Here is a 17,505-nt window from a genome sequence, read left to right on the forward strand (position 1 = left end):
TTGTTGATTTGTTTTATTTAATTGCATTGGTAAATTGTTGGGTCCCTTTCATGGCTTCTTCATATAATGAAGTGGAAAGGTTTTCAGTTTTTGCACACGTCTCTTTCCAGTCTGCTGCCAGTACATCATAAGCTTTGGTGAAGTGGTCGTCCGACTTATGCATTTCGCCAATTGGAATAGCTACTTCCGATAGATCGGCTAGCTTCATGAAGTCTGTCACTTTGTGGTGATAACAAACAGCAATAACAGGTGTTGCAGTACATGTTGCCAGGATCAGCGAGTGTAGTCGTGTACCAATTACTATGTCTTGTTCAGCAGAAATTTGCAGTAAATCTACTGGTAATAAATTACGATCAATCACTGTTGTTTTGGGAGCTTGCTTCATTAAGGCTTGAATATCTTTCGTAACATCAGCGTCTTGCGGGAACTTGGTAGCGAAGAAAGTAATTTCGACAGGCTGTTTAGCCGCTAGCTCGTCTAAATTTCTCGCCATTCCTTCTATATACTGTTGATAGATTTCTTCTTTACTCTCCGGCCAGTACCCTGCATGATAATAAGGTACAGCTGTAATACCGATTTTTAACGGACGATCAGCTGTCGTTTTGCGTTCGCGTTTTAATGAAAATGCGGGATCCCCTATCACTTCTACAGATTTTTGTACGCCTACTGACTGTAATAATTCAGCTGATTCAGGATCTCTCACTGAAATACTTTCAGCATGTTTCCCCATATACCGGATGAACCATTTGCCTAACTCGCTACTGAGGGGGCCTGCTCCACAGCCATAAATGACATAAGGAACGCCAGAATTTTTAGCCATCATGGCGTACGATCCATATAATGGTGCTTCACGTTTGTAAAGATCCATTAATATCCCGCCACCGCCTATAATAAGCAAGTCAAATGTTTTCACGATTTTTTTATTTTGAAGATAGGTGGCACCGAACGTTTTCACTGCGTTACCCTTTTTATAGTACAAAGGCGCACTCATCACTTGATAGCGTTTCGCAGTTTGCTTCGGATTATTGCTGAATACCGTAATGACGTCACTTGGGACATTGAAAGTCGATGTAACTTGCGAAATAAGACTCAATAAAATGGCTTCATCGCCGTTATTGTCGTTTCCATAGTTCCCTACTATTCCTATTTTCAATTTATACCATCCTCTACAGTTCATTTGCTATAAGTATAGCAGAGTGGCCTTTTATAGTGTATTCAAAAGACAGATAAGCCTTCCACCCCGAGGACACGCCAAGGAGTGGAAGGCTTCTATACTTACTTCGCTATACTTCTATATAGGAATGCACTAAATTGAGCACGGTTGACTGGCTTGCCTGGCATGAACTCGCCTTTTTCATTCCCCGTGGTAATTCCGTGGTGTGCTAAAATATGAATTTGCTTGTACGCACCATGTTGCGGTGAGACGTCTATAAATTTCTTTGCAGACTCTCCTTCTAAACTATACGCTTTGACTAAAATCATGGCCATCTGCGAACGAGTCAATTGGCCTGTCGGGTTAAACGTCCCGTCAGAATAACCGCCTACAATACCCGCATTAGCGATCGCACTGATTTCAGTGTAATAGCGATGCGTTTTCGGAACATCACTGAACTCTCTATGCGCTTCTTCTGCCGGTGGTAAATTGAAAGCTCGGCTTAAAATTAACGCTGCGTGTTCTCTTGATAACGTGTCACCCGGATTGAATGCCCCGTCTGTGTCGCCATTAATGATACCTCGATCACGTAAGAAATAGATTTCCGTCGCGTAGGCATAAGACAACGGTACATCGTTAAACAATTCTTTACTCGGATTGTCTACAATAGGTGGCACAGGTCCCGGCTCTACTGGTTGAGTTGGGGCATTTGTGGATTTCACTTCAATTGGTACCGAAATCACTTTCTTGCCGAGAGTGGCTTGCACTTGTCCTGTTCCTGCTTTCGTTGCTGTAAACGTTCCAGAAGAAGTAATGGAACCAATATCATTTGTAACGCTCCATACTAATTGGTGCGGTTGATAGATGATTGGATTCCCGGAAGCATCAGCCGGGGTAGCTGTAAATGTAATCTTCTCCCCTGGTTTAACGCTTGTTGCAGAAGATTTCACGTCGAGTCTTGCAGGCTGATCAATGACCGTGACCGGGAATGATTGTTCAGCAAATCCGTAGTTGACGCTAATGCGATCTTCTCCTGCCTGAAGCGCTTTGTATGTCAAACCTGTTCCTTCAACCGTTCCTTTTGTAGATGTGGTTTTCAATTGAGAGGCGTTCGGCACAATCGGATTATAATGCGCATCCAATACATGATTAATTTTCAGATCGGCAGTTGCACCGACCAACATTTCTCCTATTTGAGAACGAGAAACACTCACGTACGCAGGTTGTCCAGTTGGAGCTGTACTTACCGCTTCGAGAATAGCTGAAATATTTCGTTGTGTAGAATTGGATGTACGATTAGCCAAAACTACTTGGTTACTACCATATTTCCGAATACCCATCGTAGTGGACCCGCCACCGTCAAAATTCAACGCGCGATCATATCCTTGTGATACAAGATAATTTGCAAATTGGGTCAATGTCATCCCATTACTGTATCCAGCTCTTGAATCAACCGTCACCATATGCACTTGCTTTTTATCTTTACTAATCGCAATAGCCGTTCTGGCCGTCTTTGCTGTCGCGCGCCAGTTATTCGTATCCATTGTAATATGACGTTGTCCATCTTTAACTAGCATCGGACCACTCGCCATCATGAATTCAGAGTCTTTCCATTTATCATCGATGGATAGATTCAACGAAAGTGAATCTCCAATAGCTACTGATTTGAACCGTTCCAATCCTTTTTTTCCATGAATAGATACAACAAAACCATTCTTCGGTATCGTGACTGCTTGTTTATCTCCATAACCACGTACGTTGACCACTTTACCTTGAACTTGCTGTCCGTAATGTGTCGATGTAATTGGCGCATTCGTTTCAACAACTAGCTCAATACCGTATTCATTGGAACCCGTCGTGTTTTTCACATGTTGCGGTGTGAAGATGATCGTCTCATCCGCCTGACGTTCACGGTTCAGACCTGTCATTTGAAACACCTTGCCATGGACTTCGACTTCAATTCCTAAGTTAAAATAATCAATTTCAGCCAAACCGTTACTTGTCACACCAAACGCAATTGGATGGCTAACATAATAGGAGTTCGCACTCGAAATTACACCGCCATTAACGATTTCATTGCCTTCAGATAATAGATACATCGGCATTCCTGTCTTCATATCGAAAAATGAAGTATTGACTGCACCGACAACGCGATGGCCCTCCTTTGAATCGCGGTTTGCCAAAGTCAATGTAGGGGCTGTTTTCGAAATAGGCGCAGGAAGCCCCATTTTCAGTTTCGTGAATGGATCACTGAGATCAACGCCTATATGATTGATATGACTACTTGCTGAATATGTATAGTGAGAATAAGTAACTCCTGAAGACACGGGGTAACTGGAAACAACTTTTGTGCTCGCTGCCGCTGACAATGGCAATGAAATAAGCATAGCTGCCGACATAACGGTAACGGCTATTTTCCGTTTTGTACGGGACAGCAAAGTATTTTGTTCGATAACACAACTCCACCTTTTCTACTCTTTATCAATCTCTAGTCTATCAAATAAGCCCTATAGTTTCATGTACCGTTTGAACGAAAAAAGTAGAGATTAGAAGATATTTGAAGTTTTAGATAGATATTTGGTTTTGTTGAAGTGATGGGTTGGATTTATGGTGGTTTAATTGCGTGGATGGTGGGTGGTTATGAGCGGTTGGGGTGTTGTTATGAGCGGATTGCGGGTGGTATTGAGCGGGTGGGATGGCGGTTTGAGCGGATTGCAGGCGGTATTGAGCGGTTGCTGAGGTGGTATGAGCGGATACCAAGCGACATTGAGTTGCTATGAGCGGGTACCAAGCGATATTGAGCGGCTGCGGGGGCGGTTTGAGCGGATACCAAGCAACATTGAGCGGCTGCGGTGGCAGTTTGAGCGGATACCACGCGACATTGAGCGGATACAGAGCCACTATGAGCGAATTCCAACTAACATTGAGCGAATCCCAGAAAACATTGAGCGGATACAAAAGAACTATGAGCGGACAAGCCACTTCTATGATTAACTCACACAAAGTAATGAGCAAGCAAGCCAAAAAAACCTACGAATGGATTAACCATTCGTAGGCTTCGATGTGTCTCGCGGCTTACTAAACGCCACAAATGCGCCAAGCAAGATAAAGTAAAACAATGTGTACATCTTGAGTTCCCAGATATTATAATACATTCCGGAAACGCCAGTTGAAAACCATAGGGCAATCATAAACACGCCGAAGTTCGTATGACGTGATTTCCAGAAGAGCCGTAGCATGCTTAACAGGAAAAGTGCGAAAATCAATACTCCGATCACACCGGTTTCTGCGATGACTTGAATATATTGATTATCTGAATAGAAGTACTTCCCGCCATAAATATCCGAACTGATACCGTAGTGATCATAAATCGGTGACCCGTACGATAATGTAGCTGAACCTCCAAATGAACCGAATCCTGTACCCGTTATAGGATGATCACCGAAGATCTCAAACCCCTTACTAATATAGAAGAATCGTCCGCTTTCCGTCATGAGAGCTAAGTTTTTCTCATCGAATGTTTCGCCGAATCGTCCCCCAATACTTCCAGCCCCGTCAGGCTTCTGCTCTACTTCTACGCCTAACTCTTGTATATATTGTACAGCCAAGTTAACGGGATAATAAATTAGGATAATCGAAGCGACACCTGCAATCACTAGCCGTTTCAGAAGATACCATTTTTTTGTCATGAGTATGAAAACAATACCGAACACTACTGCTGAAATCCACGTTCCTCTTGAATACGTAAGTACTAGTATACCAAAGAATAATACGAGCAATACACGGAATGTCCATTTGTATTTATTCTGCTGGTACGCATGTTGCAAATAAATGATCCCGATAATCCCAAAAAATAAGGATAATGCCAAAGAGTTTGGATTACCAGCAAGTCCGTAAATACGCACAGCATTTGTTGCAGATAAAACTTTATACTTCCATTCTTCAGGCAACAGCCACTGACGCAATGATAATTTTTCCACCAAGCCATGAAGCGACATGACAACGTTCACCCATACCGTCGCCCACGCAAGTTGTTGTAGCCATTTGTTAGTCAACGTCATTCTCGAAATGATGTAGTAAAGCAAATACATAATTATAAATGTACGTATTTGGAATATGATAGACGTTGGCGTGACATGGTTTAGGATTCCTACGATCGAGCCAAATAAAATAAAGGCAAAGTAAGACCATTCAAACCATTTAAATGTAAATAAAGAACGAAGATTATGTCGGTAATGGAACAACGTCCATGCAAATACGACAAAAATAATTAAATCTCCTATTAACTTCATTCCACTATTCACTTCGAGCAAAAATGGTCGGATATTAACGTAGATTACCAGAAATAGAATACTTTGCTGCGGTTTCATAATAGAAAATAGGACAAAAAATAAGGTCGTTCCAAGCAAAGCTATTTTTGATGGTAGCAATAATGCAATGAGCATCACAGCTACTGCAACCAGTATGGTACTTGTAGATTGTTTTTCTAATCGTTGTTTCCATATATTCATTAGTCTATAAAACCCTTTCTACACTTGCTAGTTCCTTGTTGCATTATATCACTATCTAGGACGGAATAGGGAAACCATTCGTTGCATCTTTTTGAATAATTGTAGATTGTCGTTTATTGCCCTATGTAGCATTTCAACTTTGATCAATATTTTACATAATTAGTATGCAATTTCACCCTATCGGTCTATATGTATTATTCATTATATAGGGATTTATTATAATGGTAGTCTATTAATATATCAAAAGGTGCTTACCAATACTAGTCCTTTCTGCTACAATAGTAGGAGATTTATATAGGAGGTTTTCATTTGAAACGTTTGATTACATTACTGACACTTTTGCTTTTAGTTGCTTCTCCTATCTTCACACCGGTGGCGAGTGCGAATGATTTCACTAGTCATCAAATGCAACAAGAACTGACATTTTGGGTCGATAAAGGGGTGATCCAAAAGGATGCAAAAGGGAATGTCTATCCGAATCGTGCAGTAACACGAGGTGAATTTGCTTCGTATTTGGCACGATCACTCGAATTACCTGCTTCGACAAGATATACTTTTAAGGATTTAACAACAAATCATTCCCGCACAATCGAAATCCAAAACGCTGCAGGTGCTGGAATTTTAGCAGGATATCCTGATGGTTCATTCAAGGCAAATCAGCAGATTACTCGACAGCAAATGGCGGGTATGATATTTAAAGCATTCCGTTTCCTGAATATCCCTGTCAATTCAACGACCGTCCAGTTTAAGGATAGCAAGAAAATCTCACCGAACTTCATACCGGCTGTTTCAGCGGCTTCTTCATTGAATATCATACGTGGAGATCAAGGCTATTTTAAACCGACAAGTAACGCAACAATCGCTCATGCTTCTGCATTTTTATTCCGTATGTTTGCAGTTGCTGACGGAAAAGGGAATACGCGTCCTCCTACGAATGTAGGCGGTACGGACAATCCTAAAGTGCATAAAGTCAGCTCGATTTCCAACAGTCAGCTGAATGTAACAGACGAATCATACATTACGTTTGAAGATGCATTGGCAGCATATAATGCCTCTTCCATTGTTCAGACGATTTCCGTTAATAATAAAATTATCAAAATGAAATCAGGTCAGGCATTTGCTTCAGAAAACCCTAAGCAGTATACGTCACTGTATAGCGATCCTGCATTAAAAAACGAAGTAACATATGTTCAAAAAGGGTATGAATTGGACTATGTAGGCAGTAGTCCAGAACGCGTTGTTGTAGACGTAGGTGGCTATACTTATTATGCGAAACACGCAGAAATCGACCTGGTCCCTTCCCTGTTATCTAAAGGCGCGAGCCAATATAAAGTAACAAATGATGGCTTACTAGTTCATCAACCCTATTATCGTACATACGATGCCAAAACGAAACAATACAAAGGTAGTTACGCAGAATATACAGTAGGTCCTGCTTCTCCTGCAATGAAAAAAGGACAGACTTATACTAGTAACGACGGGGTTCACTTTAAGGAATTAAACGGTTCGACTACAATTACGTTTTATCCGTACTTCCAATTCCAATCCGTGCGCCAACCTTCTACGTACACGGGACAGGAACTGGATCGTTTTATTTCCAACGCACTACAAGCAAGACAAAAAACAGGCATTGCTCGCTATAAAAATGCTACTTCCAAGTCAAAATTAATCGGACTGGGTACGTATGTGAAACAAATGGAGAAAAAGCATAACGTGAATGCGATGTTCATCCTAGCAACAGCTATACATGAGAGTGATTACGGAATGAGCGGCAATGCTCAACAGAAAAACAACATATTCGGTATTCGCGTATTCGACTCTTCACCAGAGAAGGGTGAAGTCTATGGTAATCCTACGAGAAGTGTCGACGCATTCATCACTCGCTACATTAACTTAAACTATGCGAACCCACTCGGTGCGTATGCCAATGGTGCAGCTCCAGGAAATAAAGCTGTCGGTTTCAATATGAAATATGCATCCGACCCATTCTGGGGAAGCAAGATCGCCGGCCATATGTGGCGTATCGATCAGTTCCTCGGGAATAAAGATGCGAACCAAGCGCAACTAGCTGTTATTTCATATACAGGCAATACGGCAGTGAATATCCGGACAAGCCCAGAAGCGGTGAATAGGAATAATATTCTATTCTCCTACAAACCGAAACATCCAGGTAATCTAGCAGCATTCGGCTATCCGCTAATTGTTACAGATCGTACAACAGGCGCAGATGGTTTTGTTTGGTACAAAGTGCGTATGGATATCAATCCAGGAACGACACAAATCAACGAACCATATGGCTGGATCCGTTCTGATCTCGTCACGCTCGTCAATTAAATAGACAATGAAACCACCATCTCCAGTAGCTTTGGAGTGGTGGTTTTTTAGTTTGAAGAGTTCATCTAGAAGAGGAAACTATGTTGATCGATCGGCAGTCGCTGCTTTTAATTTCCAATCAACTAAGTGTCATTTTCTTTAAGGGGCAGCGCTCATAGTTTCACGATATCCGCTCATAATCCCTCTAGAAGTGCTCTATACTTCCTCGCAACCGCTCTATCTAACTAATTAAACGCTCTATGAACCTCGGCAAGCGCTCAATGTCCGATAGTAACCGCTCAATCAATCCTCAGATAGATAACCCCTGATCTGCCTAGAACGTCAATCAACTGAGTGGCATTTCTTTAGAGGAAGCGCTCATAGTCACACGACATCCGCTCATAACCCCTTTACAAGTGCTCTATATTCCCTCGCAACCGCTCTATCAAACTAATTAAACGCTCTATGAACCTCGGCAAGCGCTCAATGTCCGATAGTAACCGCTCAATTAATCAATCAAGCCTCAGAAAGATAACCCCTGATCTGCCTGGAACGTCAATCAACTGAGTGGCATTTCTTTAGAGGAAGCGCTCATAGTCCCACAATATCCGCTCATAATACTTCTAGAAGTGCTCTATACTTCCTCGCAACCGCTCTATCTAACTAATTAAACGCTCTATGAACCTCGGCAAGCGCTCAATGTCCGATAGTAACCGCTCAATGTCCGATAGTAACCGCTCAATGTCCGATAGTAACCGCTCAATCAATCCTCAGATAGATAACCCCTGATCTGCCTGGAACGTCAATCAACTGAGTGGCATTTCTTTATAGGAAACGCTCATAGTCACACGATATCCGCTCATAATCCCTTTAGAAGTGCTCTATATTCCCTCGCAACCGCTCTATCTAACTAATTAAACGCTCTATGAACCTCGGCAAGCGCTCAATGTCCAATAGTAACCGCTCAATCAATCAATCAATCAATCAAGCCGCAGAAAAGATAACCCCGGATCCGCCTAGAACTTGCCCTCCCCTTTAATTTCTCAACAAAACAACAAAACACCATCTCCTAAACGAGCGGAGATGGTGTCTTGATCATTATAACGCGTCCGTATACTCTTTACCTGCTGGCAATAAGTTAGACATGTTGATTCGTTTCAGACCTTCTTTGATCTTGGTCGTATATCCTTTTTTCGTACTGTTCAAATAACCAGCCTTTGACTTAATCATACGCTCGAATACTTTAGCTTTCGACTGATCGATTTGTGACCACTTTTCATAAGAGTGAATTAAGTCTTCCAATGTCAGATGAACATAATCTGTTCCCGAAAACTGACCATTTGGAGCGCGTTTGTACCAAATGTCACCATTTGAACGAGTCCACTTCTTCTCTTCGAAGCGAATCGCTTTTTCAATAGCACTAGCATTTTCCAAGTAAACCGGGTCATTGAACTCCTGGAATGCGAGTAGGAGAATGTTCATGCCGCCAAGTAAATGGTTCATTGACGTATGGGTCTTCACCTGCGATTTTGCCGGGAAGTAATCCGGGATATAATATGCAGTCGGAGACAAGAAGTTTACATTCCCTTTTCTATGTTGCTGTACAAGCAAGTTCGCATAGTTACGCAAACCTTCATTGTAATCTTTATGATTGAATGCCTTTCCTCCATTATAAAGGAATAAAGCAATCTGTTCATTGAAGCGTGTATCAACGAATGGTGCAGTAAAGTTATATAAATTCGTCAAATACGTACTCGTCACTTCAGTTTCCCAGTAAGGTTTACTACCTCTGAAGACTTCTAAATTTGTAAAGGAGTTATGCAAAATATCTTCATAATAGCGTTCTTTCGTCTGGTTGTATAACAGCATGACACGGTCTTCTTTTACTAAAAGTAAATTACGACCATATCCTCGACCTGAAGCAGGCATTGGTTCAATAGTTGTCGCCATCTTGTTATATGGACCTTCAGCTGTATACCATTTATTACGCTTTTTATAGTTGGTAATGGATTCCCGAAGCCATGAATCCAATCTTTCCTGTGACGAGAATAACTTCTTATTCGACGCAAGATACCATTGATCGACCACATCGTATCCTCTAGAATTCAGCTCATATACCGATACGCGGTTATCTCCCATTAGAATATTGCTATAAGTTTCTTTCTCATCTTGTAGTTCTCGTGTTCGGCTGACTGCACCATTACGATACTTTAACTCAAGCTCACGTGAACGATATGTTTTTGAAATCATTTGCTGTCCAGTACCTTGTTGAGAAACTGTTTCCAGAACCCCCACTGGCGAAGTCGCAATATCGAATCCAAATGTATCATCCACATCTTTTTTCATTGGGAATTTGTCAAAACGCTCCAATGTATTCGTTTTAATATTTCCATCGATCCGTACCAAGTCGACACGAATCGGTAGACGATCAGGATTTCTTAACTCTACGAATGTAAAGTAATCACCATTTGGCAATTCGCGTTTTGTTACAGTAATTCTTGTACCTTTTCTTTCACTCACACCGTAGACATAAATATGATCTGTTGCATGCCCATGCGCTTTTACTCGCTTAGCTGATAAAGACATGTAATGGTTGGATCGCAAGTACGTCTTCCCTTCTTGTGTCAAGGGTACTTCTGTAAGAAATTGATTAAAGCGAATGGGTTCAAATTTCCCCATCGTTTGCGTTTTATTGAAAACAACCGGTTGCTTTTTTTCGAGCAGTCCTGCTTGAATCATTGCTCTATGTAGAAATACAGCGAACGAACCACGGTTAACGGATAGTTTCGGAGCAAAAGATCCGTCCTCTTTACCAGTAGTAATACCGTGCTGCATCAGTACTTTTACGCCATACCTGTGAGATTCACTAATGCTTTTCTCATCAGTAAAGTGGACTTCTTCACCCGTGTCTTTTAATTTAAATGCATGTACTAACACACTGGCCATTTGTTCGCGTGTTAATTCATCACTAACACCGAAGTTGCCATCGGGCTTCCCTCTAAATATCCCTTCTTGATACGTGGACATCGCACCGCGTAAGTGGGAAGATTTTGCGCTGACATCCTTGAATATTGGCTGATAGGGAGCTTCAGGTAATTGCAATGCGGCAGTTAGCAAGTTGGCCGCCTGCCCACGTTTAATGCTGATGCCTGGACGGTATTGTAAATCTTGATAACCGTTTATGATTCCCTCCTCCACCAGCTGTGTTACTTCATCTTTTGCCCAATATTCATTGCTGACATCGGAGAAACGTTGGTTCACAGTTTCTGCTTTCGCCTGGATTGGCAAGGCAATCAAGTATACTAACACCGCAATCAGCAATGAATTGAAAATAGCGTATGTACTTTTCTTTGATGCGCTGAACATCTTTAAAATCAACCCCAGTCTTTGAATTTCTTGGTTATAGTATGTAGTTTCCTTCGACAATTATAGCATACCTAACTTTTCATTTGGACTATCATTGTAAAGGTAGAAGTTTCCATAGTATCTAGCTATGATCTGTTCTCAGACCATCTTCCAACTCTCCATAACCGTACCGTACAGACGCAGAATAACAGAAATAGTTTCAAATTAATACACTTTACTTTTCATACATAAAAAACAGTTCATGCTAAGTAAGCGATGAACTGTTTTGAATTATGCATGCTTTTGTTCGTACTCTGAAATCTTATCTTCATATTGGAATGTCAGGGAAATTTCATCCCAGCCATTCAATAACATCTTTTTATAATATGGATCGATATCGAAGTCGTACACCGAACCGTCTTCGCCAGCTACAGTTTGGTCTTCAAGACTCACTGTTAATGTGTATGGAGCTTCTTTGCCTTTTCGTAGAAATTCATCAATTTCTGCGACTGATAGTGTAATTGGCAAAATTCCATTCTTGAAGCAGTTGCTGTAGAAAATATCTGCAAAGCTTGGAGCAATGACTACACGGAATCCGTAGTCTAAAATTGCCCACGGTGCGTGTTCACGAGAAGATCCACAACCGAAGTTTTCATGTGCAACCAAAATAGTTGAACCGTCAAAACGAGGATCATTCAGCACGAACTCTTCGTTTTTCGTACCATCTGCATTAAAACGCCAATGATAGAATAAATATTTTCCGAATCCAGTACGCTCAATTCGTTTCAGGAACTCTTTAGAAATAATTTGGTCTGTGTCTACGTTATTTTTATCTAATGGAGTGAGTACACTCTCTATTTTATTAATCGGTTCCATCTGAATACCCTCCTCAAATTTGCACAGCTGCTTCGATTTTTCGAACATCTACAAAATGTCCCGCTATAGCAGCCGCTGCAGCCATGGATGGGCTGACTAGATGTGTGCGTGAGCCTGCACCTTGGCGTCCTTCAAAATTCCGATTGGATGTAGAAGCACAGCGCTCGCCCGCTGGAACTACATCATCATTCATAGCTAAACACATACTACAGCCCGACTCTCTCCACTCAAAACCTGCATCTGTAAAGATTTTATCAAGACCGATATCTTCCGCTTGTTTTTTTACAGTACGTGAACCCGGTACGACAATTGCAGTCACAGTCGGATGTACGTGTTTACCTTTTACGACATTCGCTGCTGCTTCCAAATCGCTAAGACGCGCATTGGTACACGAACCGATAAATGCGTGTTGAATTTCAATATCTGTTAATGCCATTCCTTCTTCAAGTCCCATATATTCCATAGCGGAACGAAGTGCGGACTTGTCCGTTTCGGATACATAATCTGCAGCTGTAGGAATAGTAGACGAAATTCCCGATCCCATAGACGGGTTCGTTCCCCACGTTACGAATGGTTCGATTTCATCTGCATGAATTTCAAGCACTTGATCATATGTTGCACCTTCGTCCGTATTCAGTGCGAGCCAACGCTCTGCTGCCGCCTCAAATTCTTCGCCTTGTGGTGCGTAACGACGTCCACGTAAATAATTGATTGTAGTTTCGTCTGGACCAATTAATCCTGCTTTTGCTCCCGCTTCAATGGACATATTACAAATTGTCATACGTTCTTCCATTGTGAGTCCGCGAATTGCTTCTCCTGTATACTCAACGATATGTCCAGTACCGACGCCAATTCCAAACTTCGAAATAATCGCAAGAATGATATCTTTAGCCGTTACACCAAAGCCTATTTTACCTGTCACGCGGATTTCCATCGTTTTCGGTTTACCTTGCCACAATGTTTGTGTAGATAATACATGCTCTACCTCACTTGTGCCGATACCGAACGCAATCGCTCCGAAAGCACCGTGTGTTGATGTATGGCTGTCTCCACAAACAATGGTCTTACCTGGTTGTGTCAACCCTAGCTCAGGACCAATAATATGTACAATTCCCTGGTCCGGATGTTGCATATCTGCCAATTGAACGCCAAACTCTTTACAATTTTTTTCAAGCGTAGTAATTTGTTTTTTGGCAATCGGGTCATTGATTACCGGTAAGTTTTTTGTCGGGACATTATGATCCATAGTTGCAAAGCATAGATCTGGACGACGCACTTTACGGTTCGCCAGACGTAATCCTTCAAATGCCTGTGGTGATGTTACTTCATGAATTAAATGAAGATCAATGTACAATAGATCAGGCTTTCCTTTTTCTTCGTATACAATATGCTCATCCCATATTTTCTCAATAATTGTCTTAGCCATAATTGTTTCCCCTTCCCAGCCTATGCCTCTACGTTCGGCATATAATTCAGTTCATCTATCTCGTTATACACAAAGGGCGCACCAGTTTCGGTATGCCCTCCTGTGCATGTCGAGACGTAGACAGCGGTATTTTTTTAAATATACGAGTACATGATACTATTGGAAACGAACTGAAGATCCAATTCGTCTACGATCTTATCTGTCCATTCTTTTGTCGTTAATGAACGTTGATTTTTACCAGCTAAATCTGCTGTAAAGTGACCTTCTTCAAATACTGTATTGACTGCTTTTTCAATCGCTGCTGCTTCAGTTTCTAATCCAAATGAATACTTCAGCATCATTGCGACGGAAAGAATAGTCGCCGCGGGGTTTGCCACCCCTTGCCCCGCTACATCCGGCGCTGAACCGTGTACTGGCTCATATAGACCTAAGCCGTCTGAACGGACACTCGCTGAAGGAAGTAATCCAAGTGATCCTGTAATGACCGAAGCTTCATCACTCAAAATATCACCAAACATATTCTCCGTAACGATTACATCAAAATGTGCTGGATTTGTAATTAATTTCATTGCCGCGGAATCCACAAGCTGATGCTCTACCTCTACATCTGGATATTGCGCTTTTTTCTCTTCAACGATCTTTCTCCATAACTTACTGGATTCGAGCACATTCGCTTTGTCCACAGAAGTTACTTTGCCTTTACGCAGGCGAGCTAACTCGAAACCTTTGTCGACAATACGTTCGATTTCTTCACGTGTATATACAAGTGTGTCAACAGCTGATTGATCTGTGTGACGGCTCGGTTTACCAAAGTAAAGACCTCCAGTTAATTCCCGAACAATCATCATATCAACTTCTTTGACGATTTCTTCTTTTAAAGGAGAAGCTTGGATCAAAGAAGGTACAGCTGCAACAGGACGAAGGTTGGCAAATAGATCAAAATGTTTACGTATCGCAAGCAACCCTTTTTCCGGTCGCAATTCTGAAGGGTTCTGATCCCATTTTGGGCCACCCACTGCTCCTAGAAGAATGGCGTCACTTGACTCACATAACTCAATTGTCTCTTTAGGAAGTGGATCATTCTTTTCATCAATCGCCGCCCCACCAATTAGTCCAAATTCTGTATGGAATGTATGGTTAAAACGTCTGCCGATCACTTCCAATACTCTAACTGCCTCTGCTACTACCTCGGGTCCTATGCCGTCTCCGGGTAATACTGCTACTTTCTTTTCCATAGAACTTCTCCTCCTTGATCTATCTCGTATCACTCGATCGAATACTCTATCTCGTTGATATAGGTTGCTTATTTTATTAACTCTTCTTTCCGCAATTGTTCGCGAACTAGTTGACGGTTTATAGCATTCAAATAAGCTTTTGCAGACGCTTCTAATACGTCTTGCGCTACGTCACGGCCTGTAAGCTCGAGCCCGTTATGTCTTAAGTTGACTACTGCCTCTCCCAGTGCATCGCGGCCCTTTCCGATCGATGTTACACGATAATCCAGAATGAGAACTTCACCTTTAATGGCCAATTCGAGTGCGTTAAAGATAGATTCAACAGAACCTGCACCAGTTGTCGCCACTGTTACTGTTTCTCCGCTAGGCACTGTTGCCGTGACGGTAGCCGTCGGAATATTATTCGTTCCGTATTGTACTTGAACATTATGCAATTCATAAATTGGTGTATCTGTATCAGCTAATTGCTGTCCTGTAAACAATACAAATAAATCGTCTTCCGTAATTTCTTTTTTGCGATCTGCTAATTTTTTGAAATCGTCAAACGCTTCATTTAATTGCTGATCAGTCAGTTCAAAGCCCATTGTAATGGCCCGATCTTTGAACGCAGCACGTCCGGAGTGTTTACCTAGTGCCAACGGAATATCCGTTTCACCAATTAATTCGGGTGTAATAATTTCGTATGTCTCACGGTTTTTCAGCATGCCATCCTGATGAATACCCGATTCATGAGCGAATGCATTCTTTCCGACAACCGCTTTGTTTGGCTGAATGACTACTCCCGTCAAACGACTAACAAGCTGACTCACTTTTTTGATTTCTTTCAAGTTAATTCCAGTTTCCATGTTATAGAAGTCTTTACGGATGTGCATCGCGACAGCAATTTCTTCTAATGCTGCATTGCCTGCGCGCTCGCCAATCCCGTTAATCGTACATTCTACTTGATCTGCACCATTCTCAACTGCCGCAATGGAGTTGGCAACGGCCATTCCAAGGTCATCATGACAATGAGCTGAAAGCTTCACATGATCTATTCCTTTTACGTTCTCTTTCAAATATTTGAATAGAGCACCGTACTCTGCAGGTGTTGCATAGCCTACGGTATCGGGAACATTAATCGTTGTCGCTCCTGCCTCAATTACTTTACTAATAATACGTACCAGATATTCCTTATCAGAACGGAAAGCATCTTCTGCCGACCACTGAACGAGCGGGAAATACTTTTTAGCGTACTTGACTGCATCCACTGCGATCTCTACTACTTCGTCTGGAGATTTCTTTAATTTATACTCCATATGAATCGGTGATGTTGCTAAAAATACATGGATATGCGGCTGCTCTCCGCCACGTAACGCTTCCCATGATATATCAATGTCATTTTTGATTGTTCTAGCAAGACCAGTCACAGTAGAGTTTTTCACTGTGTTGGCAATGCGTTGAACGGCTTCGAAATCACCTGGGGATGAAGCAGGAAATCCTGCTTCAATGACTGCTACCCCAAGTTTTTCTAGCTGACGAGCGATTTCTAATTTTTCTACTGTATTTAGATTAATACCTGCAGATTGCTCACCGTCGCGAAGAGTTGTATCGAATAGATCAATTTTTCTCACTCGCTACCACTTCTTCCTCTTTTGATTTAGCTCCTTCGTTGATGAATGGCATCATAGAACGAAGTTTCTGTCCTACTTCTTCAATTTGGTGCTTAGCTTCTGCTTCTTCGATTGCATTGAACTGAGGACGTCCGTTTTCATTCTCTTCGATCCATTCTTTCGCAAACTTACCTGATTGGATGTCAGTAAGAATATCTTTCATACGTGCTTTTGTATCTGCATCGATTACGCGTGGACCAGAAACGAAGTCGCCCCACTCCGCAGTATCAGAGATTGAATAACGCATTCCAGCCATTCCGCCTTCATACATCAAGTCAACAATAAGCTTCGTTTCGTGCAATGTTTCGAAGTAAGCTAGCTCAGGCTGGTATCCAGCTTCTACTAGTGTTTCGAATCCAGCTTTAACTAGTGAAGTCAATCCACCACAAAGTACTGCTTGCTCTCCGAATAGATCCGTAACTGTCTCTTCTTCGAAAGTTGTTTCCAAAACACCACCACGAGCAGATCCGATACCTTTTGCATACGCAAGAGCTACGTCTTTTGCTTGGCCAGATACGTCTTGGTACACTGCGAATAGTGCAGGAACTCCGCCGCCAGCTTCAAATGTTCTACGTACTAGGTGTCCTGGTCCTTTTGGAGCTACTAGGAATACATCAACGTCAGCAGGTGGTTTGATTTCACCGAAGTGTACGTTGAAACCGTGAGCGAATACTAAAGATTTTCCTTTAGCAAGAGCTGGTTCGATTTCTGAATTGTAGATTGCTTTTTGGTTTTCATCTGGAAGTAAGATCATGATCAAATCTGCTTTTTCAGAAGCTTCTTTTACTGAAAGCGTTTCTAGGCCGTCTGCTTTTGCTTGTTCAAATGATTTACCTGCACGAACTCCTACTACTACGTTAAAGCCAGAATCTTTCAAGTTACGCGCGTGTGCGTGGCCTTGTGAACCGTATCCGATAATTGCGATTGTTTTACCTTCTAGTAGTCCTTCATTGATATCCTGGTTATAATACATTTTTGTCATTTTTATTTCCCCCTA

12 protein-coding genes are annotated in these 17,505 nt (G+C 41.9%); 3 read left to right on the forward strand and 9 right to left on the reverse strand.

All coding sequences use genetic code 11. From position 1 onward, the window contains the following. Window positions 1–13 precede the first annotated feature (13 nt). Window positions 14–1,153, reverse strand: a complete 1,140-nt coding sequence (locus CSV61_RS07015; RefSeq protein ID WP_099638621.1) for a polysaccharide pyruvyl transferase family protein — start codon at window positions 1,151–1,153, stop codon at window positions 14–16. A gap of 122 nt (window positions 1,154–1,275) precedes the next feature. Further along, the gene (locus CSV61_RS07020; RefSeq protein ID WP_143561063.1) at window positions 1,276–3,552 is read right to left on the reverse strand and encodes an S-layer homology domain-containing protein; all 2,277 of its coding nucleotides are present in this window, start codon (window positions 3,550–3,552) and stop codon (window positions 1,276–1,278) included. A 195-nt stretch (window positions 3,553–3,747) separates the two neighbouring features. On the opposite strand from CSV61_RS07020, the gene CSV61_RS16555 reads away from it, so the two are divergent. Both CSV61_RS16555 and CSV61_RS16560 read left to right on the forward strand, forming a co-directional pair. Then, complete coding sequence (locus CSV61_RS16555) at window positions 3,748–3,933, forward strand: hypothetical protein (protein WP_143561064.1); 186 nt, start codon at window positions 3,748–3,750, stop codon at window positions 3,931–3,933. Beyond that, entirely contained in the window at window positions 3,899–4,147 is a 249-nt protein-coding gene (locus tag CSV61_RS16560) for a hypothetical protein (RefSeq protein WP_143561065.1), read from the forward strand. Before CSV61_RS16555 ends, CSV61_RS16560 begins: the two co-directional genes overlap by 35 nt. A 47-nt stretch (window positions 4,148–4,194) precedes the next feature. Here CSV61_RS16560 and CSV61_RS07025 read toward each other — a convergent pair whose 3' ends face one another. Continuing rightward, window positions 4,195–5,664 (reverse strand): O-antigen ligase family protein, encoded by a 1,470-nt coding sequence (locus CSV61_RS07025; RefSeq protein WP_099638623.1) that lies wholly within the window; start codon window positions 5,662–5,664, stop codon window positions 4,195–4,197. Between the two features lie 309 nt (window positions 5,665–5,973). On the opposite strand from CSV61_RS07025, the gene CSV61_RS07030 reads away from it, so the two are divergent. Next, window positions 5,974–7,998 (forward strand): S-layer homology domain-containing protein, encoded by a 2,025-nt coding sequence (locus CSV61_RS07030; protein WP_099638624.1) that lies wholly within the window; start codon window positions 5,974–5,976, stop codon window positions 7,996–7,998. A gap of 1,077 nt (window positions 7,999–9,075) precedes the next feature. On the opposite strand, the gene CSV61_RS07035 is transcribed toward CSV61_RS07030, so the two are convergent. The 6 genes from CSV61_RS07035 to ilvC all read right to left on the reverse strand — a co-directional run bounded on the left by CSV61_RS07035 (window position 9,076) and on the right by ilvC (window position 17,490). Next, window positions 9,076–11,403 carry an S-layer homology domain-containing protein gene (locus CSV61_RS07035; RefSeq protein ID WP_233193538.1) on the reverse strand — a complete coding sequence of 776 codons (2,328 nt, stop codon included), beginning with the start codon at window positions 11,401–11,403 and terminating at the stop codon, window positions 9,076–9,078. 210 nt (window positions 11,404–11,613) lie between these two features. Then, window positions 11,614–12,198, reverse strand: coding sequence for a 3-isopropylmalate dehydratase small subunit (leuD, locus tag CSV61_RS07040; protein ID WP_083035141.1), 585 nt, complete (start codon window positions 12,196–12,198; stop codon window positions 11,614–11,616). A 13-nt stretch (window positions 12,199–12,211) separates the two neighbouring features. After that, the gene (gene leuC, locus CSV61_RS07045; RefSeq protein WP_083035140.1) at window positions 12,212–13,624 is read right to left on the reverse strand and encodes a 3-isopropylmalate dehydratase large subunit; all 1,413 of its coding nucleotides are present in this window, start codon (window positions 13,622–13,624) and stop codon (window positions 12,212–12,214) included. A gap of 134 nt (window positions 13,625–13,758) precedes the next feature. Then, window positions 13,759–14,859: a 3-isopropylmalate dehydrogenase gene (gene leuB, locus CSV61_RS07050; protein ID WP_099638626.1), complete on the reverse strand. Its 1,101-nt coding sequence runs from the start codon at window positions 14,857–14,859 to the stop codon at window positions 13,759–13,761. A gap of 68 nt (window positions 14,860–14,927) precedes the next feature. Beyond that, window positions 14,928–16,469 (reverse strand): 2-isopropylmalate synthase, encoded by a 1,542-nt coding sequence (locus CSV61_RS07055; protein WP_083035138.1) that lies wholly within the window; start codon window positions 16,467–16,469, stop codon window positions 14,928–14,930. Continuing rightward, the gene (ilvC, locus tag CSV61_RS07060; protein WP_083035137.1) at window positions 16,456–17,490 is read right to left on the reverse strand and encodes a ketol-acid reductoisomerase; all 1,035 of its coding nucleotides are present in this window, start codon (window positions 17,488–17,490) and stop codon (window positions 16,456–16,458) included. Before ilvC ends, CSV61_RS07055 begins: the two co-directional genes overlap by 14 nt. Between the last annotated feature and the right edge of the window lie 15 nt (window positions 17,491–17,505).

It is taken from the genome of Sporosarcina sp. P3 (assembly GCF_002743415.1).
In the GTDB taxonomy this organism is placed as follows: Bacteria; Bacillota; Bacilli; order Bacillales_A; family Planococcaceae; genus Sporosarcina; species Sporosarcina ureae_A.

Bases quoted from the DNA above. Each gene is read 5' to 3' on its own strand.
- CSV61_RS07020 (WP_143561063.1), bottom strand. From the start codon at position 3,552: ATGTCGGCAGCTATGCTTATTTCATTGCCATTGTCAGCGGCAGCGAGC.
- CSV61_RS16555 (WP_143561064.1), top strand. From the start codon at position 3,748: ATGGGTTGGATTTATGGTGGTTTAATTGCGTGGATGGTGGGTGGTTAT.
- CSV61_RS16560 (WP_143561065.1), top strand. From the start codon at position 3,899: ATGAGCGGATACCAAGCGACATTGAGTTGCTATGAGCGGGTACCAAGC.
- CSV61_RS07025 (WP_099638623.1), bottom strand. From the start codon at position 5,664: ATGAATATATGGAAACAACGATTAGAAAAACAATCTACAAGTACCATA.
- leuD (WP_083035141.1), bottom strand. From the start codon at position 12,198: ATGGAACCGATTAATAAAATAGAGAGTGTACTCACTCCATTAGATAAA.
- leuC (WP_083035140.1), bottom strand. From the start codon at position 13,624: ATGGCTAAGACAATTATTGAGAAAATATGGGATGAGCATATTGTATAC.
- leuB (WP_099638626.1), bottom strand. From the start codon at position 14,859: ATGGAAAAGAAAGTAGCAGTATTACCCGGAGACGGCATAGGACCCGAG.
- ilvC (WP_083035137.1), bottom strand. From the start codon at position 17,490: ATGACAAAAATGTATTATAACCAGGATATCAATGAAGGACTACTAGAA.